The organism is Nostoc foliaceum FACHB-393, assembly GCF_014698505.1.
GTDB classification, from domain to species: Bacteria; Cyanobacteriota; Cyanobacteriia; order Cyanobacteriales; family Nostocaceae; genus Nostoc; species Nostoc foliaceum_A.
On sequence record NZ_JACJTD010000017.1, the window covers coordinates 101,080 to 123,669 of the forward strand.

Here is a 22,590-nt window from a genome sequence, read left to right on the forward strand (position 1 = left end):
ACTGTAGCCCATTGGTTAAACTCACAATTGCCGCAATCTTGCTCACCATTCCATATATAAAATATTAATACCTTCTGTTGGCTTAAGGTGGTTTTTGCTGACAGGACTTTTCCATTTTTTTTGATTTTATGAACAAAGAACAAAGGCGTTAGTCGCCAGAATAAAGCCATAAATTCTGTGGAACTAGTGAGCCAGCACGCACGATAGGGGATTTTCATGCCACAAAGGAAACTTGGTAACGCCCCAAGCGCTCTCTACGATACGCCGCGCGTAGAGAAACTATCACCAGAAGCAGAAGCTCGACTTTTTGCTGAATCTCCAACGCCAAAGCATTTTGATGCTTTGGCGCAATGTCTCTAGCTTTGTTCCTAAATTTTTCGAAAACTTGATATTTGATGATCATAACGCGACGTAAATTTATAGCCTTGATTCCTAGCTTCATAGTAGCTAGTACTAGCAGCATACTTTTGAGTTTCAATACTACCAAATATTTAACAGTTCATCGGAAACGAAATTTACCCTTCTTCTTAGGCTGGTATGACCACGTTTACAATATTGATGTTTCAACTCAAGTATCTTCTAAAGGAATTGATCTATTAATACCTTATGTAGGAGAAGCAAACAAGGGAAAAATTCAAGCATTTCTGGATACTTCTAAGAAAGCAGGAGTAAAAGTTTTATTAGAGATTTATCGTCCCCTAGTTGAATCAGAAAATATCTTAGGAGTAAAAAATTTTATTCGTACTTATAAAAACCATCCTTCCGTTTATGGTTGGTATCTTTATGATGAACCAGAGATTAAAAAACCTACACCACTCTCTCCAGATTTATTAAAAAAGGTATACCAAGCTATTAAAGAAGAAGATAAAACTAAGCCAGTTGCTTTAGTTTTTGCTGGCATAAAAAAAATTGAATCTTACGCCGATGCAATGGATATACTGATGTGGGATCGTTATCCTTGCGAGGAGGGAGTTCCAGAATTTGAATGGGTATTATCTTACCGCAAGGCAATCTATAAAGTCATTTCTCTAGCTGATGTTAAAAATAAAAAATTTTGGAACGTACTACAGGCTTATAGCAGTAATCAGTTCAAAAAACGACTACCAACAAAGGCAGAATTTCGCTATATGTTTTATTTATCAGTCCTTGCAGGGGCTGACGGACTGCTATTTTGGACGCACTACCGTTCTTCACATTTCTGGAATAAGTCAGTTTTGTATCCTACTATTCAGGAATTTCGAAATTACATTCCTGCAATCGTTAGAGGGGAAGATTCAAATAATCCAGTACAAGTAAATCACTCAAACATAGAAGTTAAATTATTCTCTATTCCTAATACTAAAAATTTTGTGATGATAGTCGTTAATCACAATAATACTCAGAGCAATTTCACTGTAAAACTTCCTCAAAAATTAGCTGGCAAAGTAGTTACTTTTAATCAAAAGCCTATTACAAAACTAATTGCTGAGGGAGGTTTTAGTACTCTTTTAAAAGCTTACGAAGTTGGGTTATATCAAATTGGAATGTAAAACATGATTTGATAAAAATAATTATAGTTGGGATAAGGTATGAGAAAAAGCTGTTTTAGTTCTGTTTAGCTTTCTTCCTATAGTTTGGTTTTATTGTGCCAACTTACTTACGCTACGCTTACTTGTTTTGCATATTAATTAATCGATAAATATATTAATTTACCAAGCTTTTACTCTCATAATTCTGTGCCGAAATAATTGATATGCATATCCAGTAAAATGAGCAATCGGCATACTTAATAAAGTAGTACCACAAAAAAACCAACGACTAAAAAATGATGGTATTTTATCTTCATCACCTCTCCAAATTTCCGAAGGAAAGCTTTTCCAATATACCAAATTAACTCGTAAACTCTCTAAAAAAGGCAAAAATAAACTTATTGTAATTAATATTTCTACAGGTAAACCTAGCTTGGGAAATAGTAAATCAACAATCAGCAGTAAAATGACAGTAGATATAAATACAAAAGGTATCAAACCCCTCAACTGTGATTGGATTTGGTGTTTTGTACTCGTTAAATAGCGACCTCTGCCATATTTAAAATATTGAATAAACAAAGACTTCCAGTTTTTTCGAGGATAGTACCAGGCACGAATTTTGGAGTTAATATATATTGCTTGTTTATTTTGAGAAATTAATCTTTGATTTAATTCAGCATCTTGATTAGTAATTTGTGTTGTGTCAAATACCTTTATTAATCTCAAGTTAAATTCAGCATCTTCATTAGAATTTACTTTAATATTATAGCTTTGTATCTCTAGCAAACTCTTTTTCCAGAAACACCCTAAATAAACTGTATCCGCATAGCCTGTATAGTTCGGATTTCTATATTTAGCTCCACCATTACCAAGAAAACTTTTGGATGCAAGGGAAACACCAGCTTGGAAGGAAGTTCGTGCAACAAAACGCTGCGCTCCACCAACATTGCTAGCTTTTGATTCTAGCAAAGCCTCTATACATCTTTCAATATAGTCAGGTGCATAATCTGAATGAGCATCAATTCTAATAAAAATATCACCTATACATTCAGACAAAATTAAATTAAGACCAGCCGATTGAATTTTATCAGGATTGTGTATTAATTTAACTCGTGCGTCTTTATCTGAGAGTTTTTTGACTATTTCTTGAGTGCCATCATTGCTGCCACCATCAGCTACAAATATCTCAATTAGGTTAGGATAATTTGTTCCTAAAAACCCTAAAACCAAGTTTTCTATATAATTTACCTCGTTATAGGTAGGTATGGCTACAGTTACAGAAGGAAAAGTCTTGACTTTGGGTTCGACTAACATATTTACATTTAGCTATGATATTGAATTTATTTTGGAGGAATAACAATTTAAGTTACAAGAATATTTTAATCGGGATCATCAGAAAGCGCATACATGCTTTTAAAAAGCACAAACTATCAGTTTTGAAGCTATTAATAGGAGATAGTGTAAAGTATTTCTTACGTAACTCTCTATGTATCTTATAATGTTTAAAGACTTTTATAGAAGATACACCTGTCGTATCATAGTAAGAAATTGGAAAATAGAGCAGGTGTGGTTGAGCAATCAAGGAGGCTCTAATATTAAAATCATAATCCATTTCTAAAGTTAGCCGCTCATCATATAAGCCGACTTTCTGGAGAAGTTTTTGTGAGAAAATAGTAGACTGATGACAGATAGGATTGCGAGACAAGAATAAGTTTTGATTCCACTGACTGTACTGCTTAATATGTCTTTTTAAGTATTGCTTCCGGCTCAAAGATATAGTTTCTCCAAATGCCCAAAGCCACTTTTGTTTTATATAAGAATCTACAATTTTAGTAATTACTGCTTCATTAACTAAAGTATCTCCAGAATTTAAAAAAATCAATAAATTACCTGATGACTTCGTTAATCCTGCATTAAAAGCATTAGCAATTCCAGTACCATTTTGCTGAAATATAGTTATTATTTTTTTATGATTATATTGATTGATAAAAGAAACTGTTCCGTCTGTTGAATGTCCATCAATAATAATGTGATTTATATATTTATAATCTTGCATACTAACACTATCTAAAGTTTTAAGTATACAATTGGAAGAATTTTTTGTCAGAGTAATTACATCAACTTGAATTAGGTTATTCATGAATTTTTAAACTTGTAGGGATTTATTTACCACCGAGAAATAGCCAAATCAATATAATCTACAATAGATGATGTAAACAGACGGCCTTCTAAATAATTAAATGTAACATTTTTACCAGAATTAGCTTGTAAAAAATAAATAAAGTAACTAAACAATAAGGTAACTAAAATAACCATAGACCAAAATTTTATTGGTGGTTTAAGGTTACTCCTTCTTTCTAAAGGCAAATAGAAGAAAATTCCTAAAAATGATAGAAGTATAAGACTCAATCTCAAAGGGAGGTAATCAAGATTGCGCGTAAATAAAAATAAAATTGACTGCAATACATAAAGACATAACATACTTCGGTCTAAATGTTCTTCTTCTGAAGTAAGGCAAGAATTTAAACTTGTCTCAATGTAATTATCTCGTGATAAATTTATATAAAAATAACCAAGAAAGGCTACAAGCACTAAATGAGCCAGGAAACCTATACTCGCCAATTGATTTTTTACAAAAAATGAACTTTTAGCAGCTAAGAAACTAAGTTGGGGAATACTACTAATTCTATCAAAGAGAGATGCGATAGTAGCTTGATTCACAGAATATATTAATCCAAATACAAATAAACTAATACTGGTATATTTAAGTAAAGTAATGATTTTATTAAAATATTTATATTTTAATAAGCTATTTACATCAACGAATTGCATGATTATTATAGGTAAATAAAGGAGTATAGAGTAATGATTTAAAATACTTAAAAGCAGGAATAATATACAAGTTACCTTATTTTTTTTAGAAACTAATGCACACAAAAAAAAAGCACTTGACATGAATTGGCGCATTATAAATGCTTGAAGATAAAATGCCGGATTTAGTAAAACAAAAAATATCAGTAAAGCATAATATTTTTTTGAAAACCCCTTACAGATTACAAAAAATGTCAGAAAATTAATAATAAAAGACCAAAATAATAGAAAGCCAAGATCCGAACCATTACAAATAATAAATAATATAGAAGCGAGGAAATAAAAACCTGGTTCAAATGGAAAAATGTCTGATTGAAAACATTCTATAGGATTATCACCATTACAATCTCGATATGCTATTAAATATTGCTCAGTATCAGCTTGAATATCTATAAGACAACAGAAAAGAGTGACGGTAACTGCAACTAGCAGAAGTATAGAATTATTGAGTAAGCTGTCTAGGCTATAAGATTTTGAGTTTCTATTGAGAAATACAAATAAAACTAGTGGTAAAACTCCAATTATCGGAATGTTTAGCCATATAATTATTCCAAAAAATAGCAAAATATACTTTTGATAGTTGGTTTGGACATTTGATAAATTAAAATTCATTCTCTAACTCTAATTATATATTTAGGTAATCAAAGTTTTTTGAAATAAACTTAACCAGATTATATGTTCTTCTCTACCCATCCTGATAATAGTAAATAAACTATGAATTTGACCTTTAGTCCAATTCCACATGATCAATGCTTCTGCTTTATTATTCGGATTAATTGAAGCTTTAACGTAGCAAGCAATTACTTGCAAAAATCCTTTGAAAATTCTGAGAATAGATACAAGCAACCAAATATAATAAGAACGGTTCCAACGCATAGCAGCAATGTAAGGAGCTGCGGCACCAAAACCATACATTAAGTTAAAAAGATAAGTTTCCGATATGCGCTTTGTGGGGATAAAATGATGCAGCACACAATCAGGCGTATACCAAAGTTGATAACCTGCGTTCAGAATTCGTAAAACTATCTCAGAATCTCCTCCTGCACTTAGCTTTTTTCCTTCTCTATCGTTGAGTAATTGTTTATCTAACCAGCCACTTTTCTCAAGGGCAGTTCTACGAAGAACTAAACCTGCACCTGGAATCTGGTAATTACTCCGATTTAATTGTTTTGAAGTTTCGCCGCGCTCATAGGCAGCATATTTACCTGAATGTTTGACAAGGATGGGGGAAGGAGTTATTTCCCAATTGAGAACTACTTTGCCACCAAAAGCACCACAATTTGGATGAGATGCAGCAAATTGTATTGCTTTATCTATCCAGTTTTCTGATAAAAGGCAATCATCATCAACAAAAGCGAGCCATTCACTAGTTGTATTTTTAATTCCACATAAACGGGCGTGAGTTAATCCTTGTTTTTGCTCTACTATCCTACGCAAGTTAGGGATTAATCGTGAATTAATGTGCTTGTTAACAATATCGGCAGTTTCGTCTGTACAGTTATTATCTACAACTAAAACTGACGAATTATAAATTTTAGAACCTTTCTGTAATGAAATTGCTGTGAGAACACGATCTAGTAAAGCTGCGTTGTTATAAGTACAAATTACAATATCCATAAGTAAAATACTCCACAAGCAAGGAACTGAACAAGATATAGGGATCATATTTGATTTTTGAAAAACATAATTGCATAATAACTTGTCATACAAAGGTTTCTTTTTCAGTATAACTAGCAAGATTCAAGTATGATTTAGGATTCCTATAATTATAAAATAAGCATTTTCAAATAAGTATCAAGACCAGTTCTGGCTTTTTAAAAGCCAGTTATCTTTACGAATGAATAAAATATCACATTGTCCCATTGCATTATCCAATGGTCTACGCAGAACATTGACAATTTCATAGGGTTGAAAATTTTGTTCATTCATCCATGCTATTGATTCATGCAATAGAATCATCTCTGATGAAAATCGAAAAAATTGCAGTTCTAGTAAAATAAAGTCTGAAGATTTTAGGACTTTTTTCGCTCCTGATAAAACATTTAATTCATAACCTTGAACGTCAATTTTTATAAAATGTGGTTGTTTAATAACTCCTTGCTCAAACAGATTATCTATAGATACAATTGGTACTTCACGAGAGGCAGTACCAGAATACATCAAACTACTACTATCCAAATCTTGAGTCACACCTATCTGTAACGTACCAGGCTCGGAACCAGCTGCAGCCAAAATAAACTTGGTATTACTATGTTGATTGGTCAAGACCTTTAAAGGTGGTAATCGCTCTTCAAGAGGCTCGATCATAAAATATCCAGCATCTGGCCAACTTTGCATTGCTAACTTTGTCCAAGAACCTTGTGCCGCTCCAATATCTAGGACTACTTGAGGGCTATAGCCACGTTGAGCAAGACCCTTCAGACATAAGTCCATACCTACTCCCTGAGCAAGTCTAGCAAGTCGTAAGTTAAAAGGTTTTAAAACTTTATTTGCTAGAAGTTGTATATTTTCTTTAATAACAGATACCATCCAAATTTACCTATCCCTTATTAAAATGTGTAGTATTTAAACATTTATAGAGTTATTATCTACAACTAAAACTGTCCATTGATAGCTAGAAATTACTTTTGATAATGAAAGATTTTCTAAGAACATACTCTTGTAGATTAGTATTGTTGTATCTACGAATTAGTATATAAATAAATACAACAATTAATTCATTTTAACTTAACAATTATTTGAAAGCTATAGCCTTCAAACTTATTTTTTAGCAGCAATATATTTTTTGATGACTGAAAAATTGTAGTCATTACTTATAGCGAACCATATCAATAGAATAGTTGTTTGTATCGAAAATATAATACACCTTATTATATAGTCATCTTGAAGCTTAAAATTCAACAGCACAACTATAAAAAACCAAATCAATGGAAAACATAACCATTTGAACCAGAGAGTATAAGAAACAGATAAACGTTTCATTCCAAATACAGTTACTATAGAGGTTGTAAGATATCCAAGATTACCTATAATTGCTCCTGTTAAGCCAAAATTATAAGCGCCAATGGCAATTAATCCTAGTGATGAAAAACTGCTTAGTAGCTGAATTAATGCACAAGTCTTAACTGCATTTGTCCCTAACAAAGAATAGTAGCCGACTGCATGACATGAATAAAGTGCGTAAATTGCTGTTGCAATACAGAAGATCATTAAGCATTGACTTGCAGTTTGCTCAGAAAATAATAGTTTGAGAATTAATGGAGAAAGTGTTATGAGAGTTGCTCCCATTCCCAAAGCAACTAATCCATTGATTTGTGTAGCTTGTTTAAGTTGCTGTTCTAGTTGACGCTGATTAATGTTTTGCTGTCCAATTAGATTGCTTAAAGTGGGAAGCAAAGGCTGTACAGGTAATGCAGAAAATGAATTGATTTGTGCGGTGATATCAGTAATACTTGCATAAACTCCAAGCGCCTGCGTACCTAACAAGCTACCGACAATCAGCCGATCGCCTCGACTAAAAAGCATACTTCCCAATGTGTTTAACCACATCATTAAGCTGTAGCCTCCTACTGCTACTGCTTTGTTTTGATTCCAACTCAGACGCAGGTTCATATTTTGGAGTAACGATCGCACTACCCAGATATGACTGACCAAAGTCACTACACCGACTCCAGCCTGCCACTGCATTAACTCAACTGTGCGACCTCCTAGCCAAACTACAATCAACATTCCGACATTTAGTAGCACAGACTGTATTGTATTCAGCACATTCATTAAGTCATAGCGCTGATGGGCTTGTTCGACACCAATCAAAATTTGTTGCAACAATCGCGCCGCTACTACTAACCCACCAATTTTGATAGCCTGTATAACTTTTAACTGTTGTAACTGACCCAATTTAGGAAATAAATTCATAATCGGTTCAGCACCCATCCAAAGAGCAACTACTGCTAAAGTTGCCAATATTAGCATTGCCCCAATAGTGACAGTCAAGGTTTGCGATAGTCCATCAATATCTTTCTTTCCTAAGTCTTGAGAAACAAATACAGTTGTGGCTGTAGAAAGACCCGCTTCAGCTAAAGTAACCATTACCACCACAGCAGAAGCTAGAGTCCATAGTCCATACTCTTCAATTCCCAACAGGCGAATTAGTATAGGAATAATTAGTATGCCTAGCCCTATTTTGATTAATCCTGTTATTGAGTTGTAAAAACCGTTCTTAAGTAAGCTATTTTTCACCAAAAATATTCTCTTTTAATACAAGCATTACCGCAAAAATACTAAAATAGTTAAGTTAAATCGCTATCAAGGGATTAGGAAATGCGTATATTGGGAAACTTCAGTTCACCCTTACCATTCCGTAGCTTGCCGCCGTAGGCATCGCTGCTATTTTTGTCGTAATAACTCTTCTGGTTGTAGTAAATAAAACCGTTATCAGCAGTAACTCCATTCATCACCATTCCCAAAACACGCGATCGCGCTTGCTCAAGCATCATCTTCGTACTCTTAGCAACAGCACAATCAAGCACTCCAGGACGTACAACCAGCAATATCCCATCTGCCATCTTGCCCAGCATCAGTGCATCACCAAACAAACTCAAGGCAGGAGTATCAATAATGACACAATCATAGTCTTTGGCTGCCTCTTGAATTAACAAAGCCATGCGCTGTGAATCTAGCAATGCTGCGGGGTTGGGCGGAATTGTCCCAGCCGTTAATAGATCCAAGTTAACTAATACTTCTTGGGCGGTGTTGCGAAACTCCGCTTGACCAACTAAAACATTACTTAGTCCGACTGGGTTAGATAATTTCCAGATTTCCTGTTGGCAGGAGTGACGCATATCCGCATCTACTAATAGGATTCTGCGTCCCATGTGTGCTTTAGCTACTGCCAAATTTGCAGCCACAAATGATCTACCTTCACCTGGAGTTGAACTAACTACGGCAATTACTTTTAGTGGTTTATCAGAGATGGTAAAATCCAGGTTTGTCTGAAGCATCTCAAAGGCTGAACTTGCTCCCGAATATGGATTATCTCTCACTGGCAGTTCTACTAAAGCTTCTCCACCATTTTTAGCTTTTTGACCCAAGTGAGGAATCGTACCGAGTAAAGGATAACCTAATAACTGCTGGGCTTGCTCAAGAGTTTTGAGAGATTGATCCATAGCTTCTAACATCAGAGCTAACCCTACACCCAGCAAAATTCCCACAAATCCACCCAGCGCCAGGTAAAGAGCAATTTTGGGAGAAATAGCTTTTTTAGGAAGTAAAGCCGCAGATACTACCCTGGCATTACCGACATTCTGATTTACTACTACTTCGACTTCTTGCGATCGCTTCAGCAGTTCTTCATAGGTAGACCTCGCTACTTGCAACTGTCGCTCTAGCTGCTGCTGTTTTTCTTGCAGTTGGGGTAAGACACTCAATCGTCTTTGGGAAAGTGCGTATGCATTCTGCAAAACTGTAACTCGGTTAGCTAATGCTGACCGTTCTACATCCGACTGTACCAGTTGGGCCAGTAGGGTCTGCTTGAGTTCTCCCATCCCTAAATTCTGCGCTGGTACAGATTTTTCTCTGCCTGCATTCTCAACAATTCGAATCTCTAGCTGCTTTTTCAGGGCTGCTTCTTTTGCTAATAAATTAGCGATCGCAGGATGTTTGTCTGTATAGCGAGTCTGTTCTACTGCTAACTGATTTTGCACCTGCTGATATTCTGTTAATACCTCCTGCACAGCTTTTGATTGACTTAAATTCCCCATATCCACAGCCTGCTGGGAATTCAATCTCAATTGACGTTGCAGAAGTTGTGAGCGAGTCTCAGCATCCGTTAAATTTGCCTGAGCTTGGGTAATCTGGTCTGATAAATCCGCGAGTCTGTCCACTCCTTTTGTTGCTTCTTGGTCTAAGGCAATTACCCGATTTTCTTCTTTAAACCGACGCAAAGCTGCCTCTGATTTGACTACCCTTGCTTCAACTTCAGGCAATTGCTTAGTCAAAAACTTCTGTGCCACTGTCGCTTGGGTTTGGTTAATGCGAATATTGTTCTCCAGGTAATATCTCATCAGCAAATTCACAACATCTGCGGCTTCTTTGGGATTGCTACTGCTGTAGGAAATCGCCAAAATATCTGTACCCCGGACACTCTTAATTTTGATTTTTTTGAGAAACTCATCTATTTCTAAGGGTATTCCTTGCTTACCTACCAAGTTGAGACTAGTGATAGTTTTTTCAACTATCGGGTTAGAACGAATTACCTCTGCTTCTGTATCCAAAGGGCTGCTGAGTTGAGTCACACTGCTCAACTCTCCAACTTGTGCCGAGGGACTGGTTAGCGAAGAAACGCGGTCAGTTTTACTGAAGAGCAACTTACCTTCTGCTTCATAGATTGGTTTTTGTCTGATGGCAATTAAAGCTGACAGTCCAAAAACAGAGGCAGTCACCGCAGCTATGACTAGCCAACGCCTTTTCAGAATCAGCGAGTATTGTTGCAAATCTAGGGATTGGTCTTCTTGGTTAGAGGGCATGGAATATATTGCGAATATCTGAAATACTTACTAATTTTGCTTCAAAATTTTGGTAGCCCAAAATAGTTGTTTGGATATACTTAAATATAATTACTTAGAAAATGTTTGTATAGAAAGTGTCTGTATTTCTGTAATTTTTGGATTACTTTCCTTTCTATACATCTTTTTACTTTTATCCCAGAAATATTATCGAAATGTCAAGGTATTTTTTATCCACATTTCTCTGAGATTTTATATTACTTTGACAAGTATTTAAATTAAATAAAACTTTAACCTTTATATAACCTTAGTACTAGTATATAAAACTACATAAACTAAATTAAGCAATCACTATGTTATTATATATGGTTTAAAAATTTTCATTGATCGAGTATTACTACGTAAGGATTTTGCTTGCTCTGCTGTTATTGACTTAACTAGTAATCACGCCTTGATAAAAACGTAAACTCTTGCAAAAAGGGAATATTAGATTACTATATCTTTAATATTTACAATATTTTATACTGCTTTATTAACAGTATTTTACTATACTGAACAGTTTCTACCAAAATTACATCTATATGTCAATAGGTATTATTAAGTAAAATTATGTTAATTAAATTTCAAGTTTATATTGACTATATTCATAGCATCATGCAAATATAAAACTTGGACAGATAACCTTAGTAAGATGTATGTATTACATACATGCCACGTAAGCCCACTGACAACTGCACTTCAAGTCCATAATATTCAATACCCAATTCTTTTGAAAAACAGAGCATTACAAAAGTTTTTTACCTATGTAAGTTTTTAAATAAAAGAGCTAATTTTTATACTAACATCATTAAGTCTTTTGCTGACTTTAACAAACAAATAAATACCAGGATACTGAAGAATCAGAAAAATCAATGACTCTTACAAGTTATGTCAGTTCTCCTGCCAATACTAGGTTGCCAAACATAGTCCGCAGCCTACCAATATTGCTCTTGTTAGGGGATATTTTTGGGTTGCTCATTTGTTTAGCGATCGCACAATGGTTGCGTTTAGATCAACCCCTAAATTGGCTTAATCCATTGCCTTACGGATTTGTGTGCATGACACTTGCAACGTTTTATTTAGCAGATGCGTACCATCCAGATCGGCAAATTGCAGGTTTAAGAGCGCCTGCTCGAATTATTGTTTGTAACATTGCGATCGCATTTTTCGTTTCTGCCCTAATTTACTTGTCAGGTATTGCCCAACATAACCCGGTATCGTGGCGGAGTGTCTTCTTACCTAGCTTGGGAATTTTTACTATCTGGTCAGTAATATTGCGCGTGGTAGCAGTGAAATGGGTGCGATCGCACGCCCTGAAAAGTCGTTGGTTGATACTAGGAGCAGAGGATAATGCCATTAAATTTGCACAGAAATTGCTGGTACTTAATCCTTTAGGAAAGTTGACTGTTCTAGCAGAAGAAAATCAAACAACCATAGACTTACCTAAAAGCAATCTGAGTTATCAGGGAAATCTGAGCGATTTGTCGCAATGGAGTCAAAAATCCTGGTCTGGGGTTATAGTTACAGCCCAGATAAATTTTTCCAAATCTCAAGCACAACAGTTAATGCAAATGCGGTTGCGAGGCATTCCGGTTTACACATTGCCGGATGTTTACCAAACATTTTGGTATAAACTTCCTTCATCGCTGCTACAAGATAAATGGTTGGCTTTTAGCGATGGTTTTAACCTAATGCCTGGTTACTTCAGTATGAAACTGAAGCGAGTTATCGATCTCATATTGATTCTCTTTTTACTAGTATTAGTTGCACCACTTCTGTTGTTGGTTGCATTACTAATTAGATTAGATAGCCCTGGTCCAGTATTGTACAGTCAGCAGCGAAGTGGGTTGTACGGTAAAGCATTTAGAGTTTATAAATTTCGCTCCATGTATCAAGATGCAGAAAAGTCGGGGGCGCAATGGGCAAGTCAACGCGATCCACGGATCACCAGAATCGGATACTGGCTACGTTTGTTGCGTATTGATGAATTACCCCAAATCTGGAACGTCTTACAGGGTGAAATGAGTCTGATTGGCCCGCGTCCAGAACGGCCAGAATTTGATGTCAAACTTAAAGAAGCGATTCCCTACTATGAAATACGCTATCTGGTAAAACCAGGAATTACAGGCTGGGCACAGGTTATGTATCCCTATGGAGCATCTATCGAAGATGCTTACGAAAAGCTTTCTTATGATCTGTATTACATCAAAAATTATTCCATTTGGTTGGATTTAGCGATCGCCTTCAAAACCATTCGAGTTGTTTTGTTAGGTAAAGGTAGATAAGGAAAAAGAAATGAAGAAGAAAATATTGGTAACTGGCGGTGCTGGTTACATTGGTTCCCATGTAGTTCGTCAACTAGGGGAAGCTGGTTATGATGTCGTAGTCTATGACAACTGCTCTACAAGTTCACCAGCATCCGTACTACACGGGAAACTAATTATTGGCGATTTAGTAGACACCGGGCATCTTTATCAAATTTTTGCCCAGCATGAATTCAGCGCAGTCTTACACTTTGCCGCTAGTCTGATTGTTCCAGAATCAGTAGCTCATCCCCTCGATTACTACGCAAACAACACCCGCAACACTTTAAATTTGCTGCGTTGCTGTAGCGTTATGGGTGTTAACAAGTTCATTTTTTCCAGCACAGCCGCAGTCTATGGGGAAGTAGAAGAAAATCCTGTTACTGAGTTGAACCCTACACAGCCGATTAATCCTTACGGACGTTCCAAGTTGATGAGTGAATGGCTGATTCAGGACTATGCAGCAGCATCTTCAATGCGCTACGTAATTCTACGTTACTTTAATGTAGCAGGTTCCGAACCACGTGGACTATTGGGGCAAATGTCTCCGAATGCCACTCACTTAATTCGGGCTGCTTGTGATGCGGCACTCAAGCGCAAGCCAGAAGTACGAATTTTTGGTACTGATTTTCCTACCCCCGATGGAACTGCAATCCGAGACTATATCCACGTCGAGGATTTGGCGACTGCTCATTTAGATGCTTTGGATTATTTAGAAAAAAGAGGTGAAAGCCAAATTTTCAATTGCGGTTATGGGCAAGGATACAGCGTGCGGCAAGTTATTGAAAGAGTCAAGGCTATTTCTGGTGTAGATTTTCCCGTTATTGCCGCACCACGTCGTCCGGGCGATCCTGCCTGTGTTGCAGCTTGTGCTGATAAAATCCGTAGGGTTTTGGGTTGGCAACCAAAACACAATGATTTAGACGAGATTATTGACACAACTATTACTTGGGAAAAACAGAAGAGTAACTTGGCAAAGCAAAGGCATCTTATGGCGTATGCATAATTAAATTAAAACTCTGACAGCTAATTAACCTTGTACTCTGGAATTCACATAAGCATTATTACCAAATAAAGGCACACAATCACTGATGTTAAAGGCGGTTGATAATTCAACATCTGCCTCAAAACCTTTTTCAATCAACTCTTTACCAGAACTGCATTTTTTCAAGTACCCCAGTAAATCCTGCTGGAAAGCCTGAAATGTTGTCACAGCAACTTCAGCTTCTGGTGATAAACTGCCATGTAAATAACTAAGAATTGCCCCAGCACCAATTAAATCTTCAAATGCAGGACGTAGGCTACCATCTTCTTTCCATCTTTCACCGGCAGGAATTACAGCGATTTTATCACCATACTTTTGAGCAAACTGCGCTACAGCTTGGCAATTTCGCAAGCAACCAGCCAAAGTTGGGGTATTCCCTGTATGCAAAGTCAGAAAAGAACCATTAGGTGAAGGTAAAACTAGTCTAGTTCCAGCAGGAATCTGAGTCACCGATTTTGGCGAGAGAGAATATCCTGTCATAGTCCAACGTTGTCTATGACTTGCCAACTCTGCTTGCACTGATTTGGCATAATCTATGACAGATTCATCCCTCATTGCGTAGGGAAAAATTATCGCGCCGTTCTTGGTGGCAATTTCCACGCAGGTAGAAAAAGAGAGAACGTCAACTATTACAATTACATCACTGATGGGAGCGAGTTGAGCAACTCCTTGTGGCCCCCATTCACAGCGTAAATTAAACTCTGATTGGTTGTAAATCATTGGTGCGATCGCAAAAGACAATATGATAAAAATCAAACCATAGATAAGTAAGGCAGTGTAAATTCTTAAAGGTTTGTAGTCATCTAAGAAACGCTACGCTAACACGTACAAACTAGAGATTAGTAGTAAGTGGTTCAGCAGTTATAATCAATATAAAAAACGGCTGGCACACAAGATAATACAAGAGGTAGTAGAAAACGATATCCACCGGAAGTTCAACTGTTTTTTGACGCAGAACGACATCATTATCAAGTCTTAAATATTGGCTGGAAAGAACAACGGAGAATTTATGAAGTCATTATTCATGTTGATATCAAAGACAAAAAAATTTGGATACAAAGAGATGGTACAGAAATCGGTATCGCTAACGAATTAGTTGCTGCTGGAGTACCTAAAGAAGATATTGTATTAGGATTTCACACTCCTTATAAACGCGAATTTACTGACTTTGCTGTTGGATAAATAGCAAGAAATAAGCAATAGTAATCTTTGCCCTAATCATCCACTATCCGCTAAACTCAGAAATGCTGCGTTATTCCTCATCATGTCCGATTTCCAAACTGTTAGTGCTGCTGTTGCCAAACTCTACAATACCTACCCCTTTCCGCCAGAAGCTTTGTTGGATGAACCACCTCCAGGCTACAACTGGCGCTGGAATTGGCTAGCCGCTCATAACTTCTGCACAGGCCAAAAACCCCAAAAGCAAGATATTCGGATTTTAGATGCAGGTTGCGGTACTGGTGTAAGTACAGAGTACTTGGTTCACCTCAATCCTCAAGCTTCAGTTGTGGGAATTGATCTCAGTACTGGCGCTTTAGCTGTAGCAAAAGAGCGTTGTCATCGTTCAGGGGCTACCCGCGTTGAATTTCATCACCTCAGCTTGTTTGATGTGGAACAGTTACCGGGTGAGTTTGATTTAATTAACTGTGTTGGCGTTTTGCATCATACCTCCGATCCCATTCGCGGTATTCAAGCTTTGGCGAAAAAGTTAGCCCCAGGCGGCTTAATGCACATTTTTGTGTACGGGGAGTTGGGACGCTGGGAGATTCAACTCATGCAAAAAGCGATCGCACTTCTTCAAGGTGACAAAAAAGGCGACTACCGCGATGGTGTCCAAGTCGGAAGAAAAATATTTGCCTCTCTACCAGAAAATAACCGAATTGTCAAATACGATAAACAGCGTTGGTCATTAGAAAATCACAAGGATGAAAACTTTGCGGATATGTATGTTCATCCGCAGGAAATTGACTACAACATAGAGACGCTGTTTGAATTAATTGATGCTTCGGGATTAGAGTTTATTGGTTTCTCGAATCCGAGTTTCTGGGATTTAGAGAGACTTCTGGGCAAAGCACCAGAGTTAGTAGAACGGGCAAAAGATTTGCGCGATCGCCAAGTCTACCGCCTGATAGAATTACTAGATCCAGAAGTAACTCATTATGAGTTTTTCCTTGGTCGTCCTCCCTTAATCAAGTCCAACTGGTCAGACGATAACGCCCTATTGGCAGCTATTCCCGAACTTAATCCTTGTATTCAGGGATTTCCCAGTCAATGTTTCTTTAATTACGATTACCAAATTGTTAATTTATCTGTAGCAGAGTTTGAGTTTATGCAAAGATGTGATGCAAATTCAAGAGTGGCAGATATTTTAGCAGTTGGGCAACTCGGATTAGATGATGTAAGAAGGCTTCTTGAGCAACAACTGATTTTATTGACACCTGTTTAATTACACTGCACTCTGTTACTGAGTTAATAAAAGCAATTTATACTCGTGGTGATGAGCGATCGCCTATCACCACTTTTGGCAAATTAATGTAAATTAAGAAAGTGCCCAAGAAACGGGGTATTGTACATCGCAAAAGTTGGAGTTTTCTGGGATTCAGCAGTGGTGCGATCTTTTATGACAAGCCGCTACTCTACGATTTCTGATTTGCGGTACGTCCATACGCTCTTCAAGCACCAGTTGATTTTATTGACACCGACTTAATTCAAACACCAAGATGTTATGTAACGACTTTGGAGGAGAATTATTCATTCAAAAAAACTGAAATTGGAAGAAATTTTGAATTTCCAGGCAACAATTATTGATTATTCAGCCTCACCCTCCCTCACGTCATCAGCCGCTCTCTCGCTTCTGGGAGCGCGATTTTACTGACTGTGTAACGTTGCCAAGAAGTTAATTGTTTTTTCCTAAAGTATTGTTACCGGATCGTGATATGATTCAGCTGACTGAATGTGCAGTCATCATAATTTAGCTGTACTGGTTTCAAGTCTCGTGAGCTTGTCAGACGAATCAATTGCGCCCACTCCGACAACGCAACAAGATGCTAAAACTGGTTCTGGAGACACAGAATCAGATAACTCTATGCAAGAGTTTTATCAACTCTTCCAGCGGTTGTTGGTAATCACGCTTGTCTTGACGGGGGTTATTTTTATCTCTGTGTGGATTTTTTATTCCTTAAACATTGCCCTAAATTATTTAATTGGGGCGTGTACAGGTGTGGTTTACTTAAAAATGTTGGCTAGAGATGTTGAGCAGCTCGGTAGTGAGAAAACCAGTCTGAGCAAAACTCGTTTTGCTCTGTTTATTGGAGTGATGATCGTGGCAACTCAATGGCGTGAGCTACAGATTCTGCCCATTTTTTTGGGATTTCTAACTTACAAAGCTACGCTCTTCGTCTATATGGTGCAAATTGCGTTCATTCCTGATTCTTAAAAAGTCAGGCTCACTAAAGATAGTAATCCCATCCTCGCTCGTTGGGGAAAATGCTTGAAGAATGCAAATGCTTAGTGTCTTAAACGCCTTTAATTCTTTTCCCCTCGCCGAATTAGAAGTAGGTCATCATTTCTATTGGCAGTTGGGCAATCTTAAAATTCATGGGCAAGTTTTTCTCACCTCATGGTTTGTGATTAGCATTCTAGTAGTGGCTTCAATAGCTGCTACTCGCAACGCACAAAGAATTCCCAAAGGCATCCAGAATTTGATGGAATATGCCCTAGAATTTATTCGTGATTTGGCCAAAAACCAACTTGGTGAGAAAGAGTACCGCCCTTGGGTGCCATTTATTGGCACATTGTTCTTGTTTATTTTCGTATCGAACTGGTCAGGTGCGCTAATTCCCTGGAAGCTCATCAAGCTACCTTCGGGTGAATTGGCAGCTCCCACCAATGACATCAATACGACTGTTGCATTAGCACTGCTAACATCCTTAGCGTACTTTTACGCGGGTTTTAGCAAACGGGGTTTAGGCTACTTTAAGAAATATATAGAGCCAACACCCGTTTTGTTGCCGATCGCAATTCTAGAAGATTTCACCAAGCCCCTCTCCCTAAGCTTCCGGCTATTTGGTAATATTTTGGCGGATGAATTGGTAGTCGCGGTGTTGGTGCTGCTAGTTCCTCTATTTGTACCTCTGCCTGTAATGGCCTTGGGTTTATTTACCAGTGCCATTCAAGCCCTGGTTTTTGCCACCCTAGCCGGAGCATACATTCATGAGGCAATGGAGGGGCATGGTGGAGATGAGCATGAGGAGCATTAAACTTCTCAGTTGATAGCACAGTTCCAAGAGCATGTTCGCTCAAAACATCGCAAAGCGCGATCGATCAAAGAACTCATGTGCAGCGTGAAAACCACGTTTCTAATCGTTAACGTACTTTTGTTAGTTTTGTAATCAAAGCAAGGAAAATCAACATGGATCCATTAGTTCAGGCTGCTTCAGTTCTCGCTGCTGCTTTAGCGATTGGTTTAGCTGCAATTGGCCCTGGTATTGGTCAAGGTAACGCTGCTGGACAAGCAGTAGAAGGTATTGCTCGTCAACCTGAAGCAGAAGGAAAAATTCGCGGTACTCTGCTATTAACCTTGGCATTCATGGAATCCTTGACTATCTATGGTCTGGTAATTGCCCTGGTATTGCTGTTCGCTAACCCCTTCGGTTAATACCTAAAAATTTTGTGAGTGTGGAGACGTGAATTATCACGCCTCTACAATCAAAACCTTTTGGGTATCTCAATAGTTATAATGTTCAGTTGACCCTTGTTGGCTATGGGTCTCTAAAATATGAAAGGTTGGATGACGTTGCTAGCCATGAAAACTGCTACTCCAGCCAAAGAGGAGACAAATGTTTGATTTCGATGCTACCTTGCCCTTCATGGCATTGCAATTCCTGCTATTGGCAGCTTTGTTGAATGCAATTTTCTATAAGCCACTGACCAAGGTACTAGACGATCGCGATAGTTACATCCGAACGAATACCCTTGAGGCGCGGGAGAGCTTGGCTAAAGCCGAGCGCTTGGCTACCGAATATGAGCAGCAACTAGCAGACGCTCGCAGACAATCGCAAGCTACTGTAGAAGCGGCTCAACTTGAAGCTAAGAAAATTACTGCCGAGAAAATAGCTGAGGCCCAAAAGGAAGCTCAGTCTCAACGAGAACAAGCTTCTGTTGAAATAGAACAACAAAAGCAAGAAGCTTTTCGCACCTTAGAGCAACAAGTTGATGCTCTAAGCAGGCAGATTCTAGAAAAACTATTGGGGCCAACTCCAGTTAGATAAGCTAACGAGATTGGTTCTGTGTAAAGCATACGCGCAACTGGGCCCTAGTCCAGAGCGCAAAATTTAAGTGTCAAAAAAGGCACTTTTTCCCTTCTGGGGAAAGATACTTAATTTCCTGACAGGGAAAAGATACTTAAATTTCCTTCCCTTGGGAAAATACAACGTATTAGCAAGCGAGCAGCGCACTTGTAAATGGGTATCATGGGGACATTCTTATTACTTGCCGCAGAAGCGAACGCTGTTCACTCTGAATTGGCAGAAGGCGCAGCAGAAGGTGGTTTCGGTCTAAACCTAGACATTTTTGAAACCAATCTGATCAATCTAGCGATTCTGATTGGCATATTATTCTACTTCGGACGTAAGGTTTTAAGCAATATCCTGAACGAGCGACAATCCAATATTGCCACCGCAATTCAGGAAGCAGAAGGACGCTTAAAAGAGGCAAAGACTGCCCTTTCCCAAGCGCAAGAGCAGTTGAAGCAATCTCAGGCAGAGGCAGAACGCATCCGCCAATCTGCCGTAGAAAACGCCCAAAAGGCGAAAGAAGCCTTGTTGGCGAAGGCAGTGCAAGACGTAGAACGCTTAAAACAAACAGCAGCAGCAGATTTAAACACCGAAACAGAGCGAGCGATCGCTCAACTACGGCAACGAGTTGCTACACTAGCATTGCAAAAAGTCGAATCGCAACTCAAAGGCGGGATTGCCGACGATGCTCAACAAAGTTTAATTGATCGTAGCATCGCACAACTGGGAGGCAATGTATGACAAGTCAGGTAGCGGCAGCCGAAGTAGCCCAACCTTACGCACAGGCACTTTTGTCAATAGCGCAATCGAAAAATTTGACAGAAGAGTTCGGGGAAGATGCGCGCACTTTCCTGGGATTGCTCAGAGCAGACAAACAGCTACACAACTTCTTCAGCAATCCGTTTATTCAGGCTGAGAACAAAAAAGCTCTCATCAAACAAATACTCGGTGAAGGCTCTAACCCCTACTTACGCAACTTTTTGTTGGTACTAGTAGACAAACGCCGCATTGCATTCTTGGAATCGATTTTTCAACAATATCTGGCGCTGTTGCGGCAGCTGAATCAAACCGTATTAGCGGAAGTAGTTTCAGCCGTTCCCCTCACAGAAGCTCAACAGCAGGCGATCACAGAAAAGGTGATTGCCATAACTAATGCTCGCCAGGTAGAACTAGAAACCAAGGTAGACAGTGAGTTAATTGGTGGTGTGATCATTAAAGTAGGTTCGCAGGTAATTGACGCCAGTATCCGGGGTCAGTTGCGCCGCCTTTCATTGCGCTTAACTAATAGCTAGAAAGTTAGGAGTTAGGGAGACGCGATTAATCGCGTACAAAAGTTAAGAGTAGAGACGCGATTAATCGCGTCTGTACAGTTAGGAGTTAAGTAAATAGTAATTTATTTTGACTTTTAACTTGTAATTTTTGCATTTTTAACTCATCACTCCTAACTCTTAACTCCTAACTGAATTCATTTTTCCGTCTCGAAAGCAAAAAGATAGACACATGAGCATATCAATTAGACCTGACGAAATTAGCAGCATTATTCAACAACAAATCGAGCAATACGATCAAGAGGTCAAAGTTGCTAACGTTGGTACCGTCCTACAAGTAGGTGACGGTATTGCCCGGATCTATGGTCTGGAAAAGGCTATGGCTGGGGAACTCTTAGAATTTGAAGATGGCACAATTGGCATCGCCCAGAACTTAGAAGAAGACAACGTAGGCGCGGTGTTGATGGGTGAAGGGCTGGAAATTCAAGAAGGTAGTTCTGTAACCGCTACTGGTAGAATTGCTCAGATTCCAGTAGGAGAAGCCTTAATTGGAAGAGTTGTAGACGCTTTAGGTCGTCCCATCGATGGTAAGGGAGACATCAAATCCTCAGAAAGCCGTTTGATTGAATCTCCAGCGCCTGGTATCATTGCTCGTCGGTCTGTACACGAACCCATGCAAACGGGTATCACAGCTATTGACTCAATGATTCCCATCGGTCGTGGTCAGCGCGAATTGATTATTGGTGACCGTCAAACCGGCAAAACTGCGATCGCAATCGACACCATCATCAACCAAAAAGAAGAAGATGTAGTTTGTGTCTACGTTGCAATCGGTCAAAAGGCTTCCACCGTAGCTAACGTGGTGCAGACATTGCAAGAAAAAGGTGCGATGGATTACACCATCGTCGTCGCCGCTAGCGCCAGTGAACCAGCAACACTGCAATACCTAGCTCCTTACACAGGCGCAACTATTGCCGAGTACTTTATGTACAAAGGCAAAGCTACCCTAGTAATTTACGACGATCTTTCCAAGCAAGCCCAAGCTTATCGCCAAATGTCCCTGCTGCTACGTCGCCCACCCGGACGCGAAGCTTACCCCGGAGATGTATTCTACATTCACTCTCGTTTGTTAGAAAGAGCCGCAAAGCTAAGTGACGAATTAGGTAAAGGCAGCATGACCGCCCTACCAATCATCGAAACCCAAGCTGGTGACGTTTCGGCATACATCCCCACAAACGTAATTTCCATTACCGATGGTCAGATATTCCTGTCTTCTGACTTATTTAACGCTGGTATCCGTCCAGCTGTGAACCCAGGTATTTCAGTATCCCGCGTGGGTTCTGCGGCGCAAACCAAGGCAATGAAAAAAGTTGCCGGTAAGATTAAATTGGAACTAGCCCAATTTGACGACCTGCAAGCCTTTGCTCAATTTGCTTCCGACTTAGATAAAGCTACTCAAGACCAGTTGGCACGGGGTCAACGGTTACGCGAACTTCTCAAGCAGCCACAAAATTCGCCACTCTCGGTATACGAGCAAGTAGCAATTCTGTACGCTGGTATCAATGGTTACTTGGATGACGTTCCTGTAGATAAAGTCACAACCTTTACCCAAGGTCTGCGGGAGTACTTAAAGACTGGTAAAACCCAGTATGCCGAAGGAGTAAGAACCTCAAAAGCACTAGGTGATGCAGAAGAAGCTGCATTAAAGGAAGCACTTACCGAATACAAGAAGACCTTCAAAGCAGCAGCGTAATAAAAG

At 38.7% G+C, this 22,590-nt stretch carries 20 protein-coding genes and 1 pseudogene; 13 read left to right on the forward strand and 8 right to left on the reverse strand.

Going from position 1 to position 22,590, the window contains the following annotated elements:
• Positions 1-216: 216 nt before the first annotated feature.
• Together H6G92_RS16075 and H6G92_RS16080 are read left to right on the forward strand one after the other, a co-directional pair.
• A complete protein-coding gene (locus tag H6G92_RS16075) occupies positions 217-360 on the forward strand; it encodes a hypothetical protein (protein ID WP_190894654.1) in 144 nt (47 codons plus the stop codon).
• 107 nt (positions 361-467) lie between these two features.
• The gene (locus H6G92_RS16080; protein ID WP_190894655.1) at positions 468-1,529 is read left to right on the forward strand and encodes a glycoside hydrolase family 2 TIM barrel-domain containing protein; all 1,062 of its coding nucleotides are present in this window, start codon (positions 468-470) and stop codon (positions 1,527-1,529) included.
• A 159-nt stretch (positions 1,530-1,688) separates the two neighbouring features.
• Here H6G92_RS16080 and H6G92_RS16085 read toward each other — a convergent pair whose 3' ends face one another.
• The 7 genes from H6G92_RS16085 to H6G92_RS16115 form a co-directional block, all read right to left on the reverse strand.
• Positions 1,689-2,822, reverse strand: a complete 1,134-nt coding sequence (locus tag H6G92_RS16085) for a glycosyltransferase family 2 protein (protein ID WP_190894656.1) — start codon at positions 2,820-2,822, stop codon at positions 1,689-1,691.
• 52 nt (positions 2,823-2,874) lie between these two features.
• Entirely contained in the window at positions 2,875-3,648 is a 774-nt protein-coding gene (locus tag H6G92_RS16090) for a glycosyltransferase (RefSeq protein WP_190894657.1), read from the reverse strand.
• Positions 3,649-3,674: 26 nt separating this feature from the next.
• Positions 3,675-4,991: an EpsG family protein gene (locus H6G92_RS16095; protein ID WP_190894658.1), complete on the reverse strand. Its 1,317-nt coding sequence runs from the start codon at positions 4,989-4,991 to the stop codon at positions 3,675-3,677.
• 21 nt (positions 4,992-5,012) lie between these two features.
• Positions 5,013-6,116, reverse strand: coding sequence for a glycosyltransferase (locus H6G92_RS16100; RefSeq protein ID WP_242059157.1), 1,104 nt, complete (start codon positions 6,114-6,116; stop codon positions 5,013-5,015).
• Positions 6,117-6,173: 57 nt separating this feature from the next.
• Positions 6,174-6,908: an FkbM family methyltransferase gene (locus H6G92_RS16105; RefSeq protein ID WP_190894659.1), complete on the reverse strand. Its 735-nt coding sequence runs from the start codon at positions 6,906-6,908 to the stop codon at positions 6,174-6,176.
• 231 nt (positions 6,909-7,139) lie between these two features.
• Positions 7,140-8,618, reverse strand: a complete 1,479-nt coding sequence (locus tag H6G92_RS16110) for a lipopolysaccharide biosynthesis protein (RefSeq protein ID WP_190894660.1) — start codon at positions 8,616-8,618, stop codon at positions 7,140-7,142.
• Between the two features lie 74 nt (positions 8,619-8,692).
• Positions 8,693-10,903: a GumC family protein gene (locus H6G92_RS16115; protein WP_190894661.1), complete on the reverse strand. Its 2,211-nt coding sequence runs from the start codon at positions 10,901-10,903 to the stop codon at positions 8,693-8,695.
• Positions 10,904-11,793: 890 nt separating this feature from the next.
• On the opposite strand from H6G92_RS16115, the gene H6G92_RS16120 reads away from it, so the two are divergent.
• Positions 11,794-13,206: a sugar transferase gene (locus tag H6G92_RS16120; RefSeq protein ID WP_190894662.1), complete on the forward strand. Its 1,413-nt coding sequence runs from the start codon at positions 11,794-11,796 to the stop codon at positions 13,204-13,206.
• A 10-nt stretch (positions 13,207-13,216) separates the two neighbouring features.
• Entirely contained in the window at positions 13,217-14,230 is a 1,014-nt protein-coding gene (gene galE / locus H6G92_RS16125) for a UDP-glucose 4-epimerase GalE (RefSeq protein WP_190894663.1), read from the forward strand.
• Between the two features lie 24 nt (positions 14,231-14,254).
• On the opposite strand, the gene H6G92_RS16130 is transcribed toward galE, so the two are convergent.
• Positions 14,255-15,025, reverse strand: coding sequence for a 2-phosphosulfolactate phosphatase (locus H6G92_RS16130; protein WP_242059158.1), 771 nt, complete (start codon positions 15,023-15,025; stop codon positions 14,255-14,257).
• A 132-nt stretch (positions 15,026-15,157) separates the two neighbouring features.
• Between H6G92_RS16130 and H6G92_RS16135 the strand changes: the two are divergent.
• The 9 genes and pseudogenes from H6G92_RS16135 to atpA all read left to right on the forward strand — a co-directional run.
• Positions 15,158-15,451 (forward strand): annotated as a pseudogene (locus H6G92_RS16135) (element excision factor XisI family protein); the annotation flags it as partial.
• An 82-nt stretch (positions 15,452-15,533) separates the two neighbouring features.
• On the forward strand, positions 15,534-16,715 hold the full coding sequence (locus H6G92_RS16140; RefSeq protein WP_190894664.1) for a class I SAM-dependent methyltransferase: 1,182 nt from the start codon (positions 15,534-15,536) through the stop codon (positions 16,713-16,715).
• A gap of 507 nt (positions 16,716-17,222) precedes the next feature.
• Positions 17,223-17,705, forward strand: a complete 483-nt coding sequence (locus H6G92_RS16145; protein ID WP_190894665.1) for an ATP synthase subunit I — start codon at positions 17,223-17,225, stop codon at positions 17,703-17,705.
• A gap of 61 nt (positions 17,706-17,766) precedes the next feature.
• Positions 17,767-18,528: a F0F1 ATP synthase subunit A gene (gene atpB / locus H6G92_RS16150; protein ID WP_175586935.1), complete on the forward strand. Its 762-nt coding sequence runs from the start codon at positions 17,767-17,769 to the stop codon at positions 18,526-18,528.
• Between the two features lie 152 nt (positions 18,529-18,680).
• Complete coding sequence (gene atpE, locus H6G92_RS16155; RefSeq protein ID WP_012411162.1) at positions 18,681-18,926, forward strand: ATP synthase F0 subunit C; 246 nt, start codon at positions 18,681-18,683, stop codon at positions 18,924-18,926.
• A gap of 181 nt (positions 18,927-19,107) precedes the next feature.
• Complete coding sequence (locus tag H6G92_RS16160) at positions 19,108-19,539, forward strand: F0F1 ATP synthase subunit B' (RefSeq protein WP_190894666.1); 432 nt, start codon at positions 19,108-19,110, stop codon at positions 19,537-19,539.
• 192 nt (positions 19,540-19,731) lie between these two features.
• Positions 19,732-20,304 carry a F0F1 ATP synthase subunit B gene (locus tag H6G92_RS16165; protein ID WP_190894667.1) on the forward strand — a complete coding sequence of 191 codons (573 nt, stop codon included), beginning with the start codon at positions 19,732-19,734 and terminating at the stop codon, positions 20,302-20,304.
• Complete coding sequence (atpH, locus tag H6G92_RS16170) at positions 20,301-20,855, forward strand: ATP synthase F1 subunit delta (protein ID WP_190894668.1); 555 nt, start codon at positions 20,301-20,303, stop codon at positions 20,853-20,855. The genes H6G92_RS16165 and atpH overlap by 4 nt, the downstream gene beginning before the upstream one ends.
• 208 nt (positions 20,856-21,063) lie before the next feature.
• Positions 21,064-22,584 (forward strand): F0F1 ATP synthase subunit alpha, encoded by a 1,521-nt coding sequence (atpA, locus tag H6G92_RS16175; RefSeq protein ID WP_190894669.1) that lies wholly within the window; start codon positions 21,064-21,066, stop codon positions 22,582-22,584.
• The last annotated feature ends 6 nt before the right edge of the window (positions 22,585-22,590 follow it).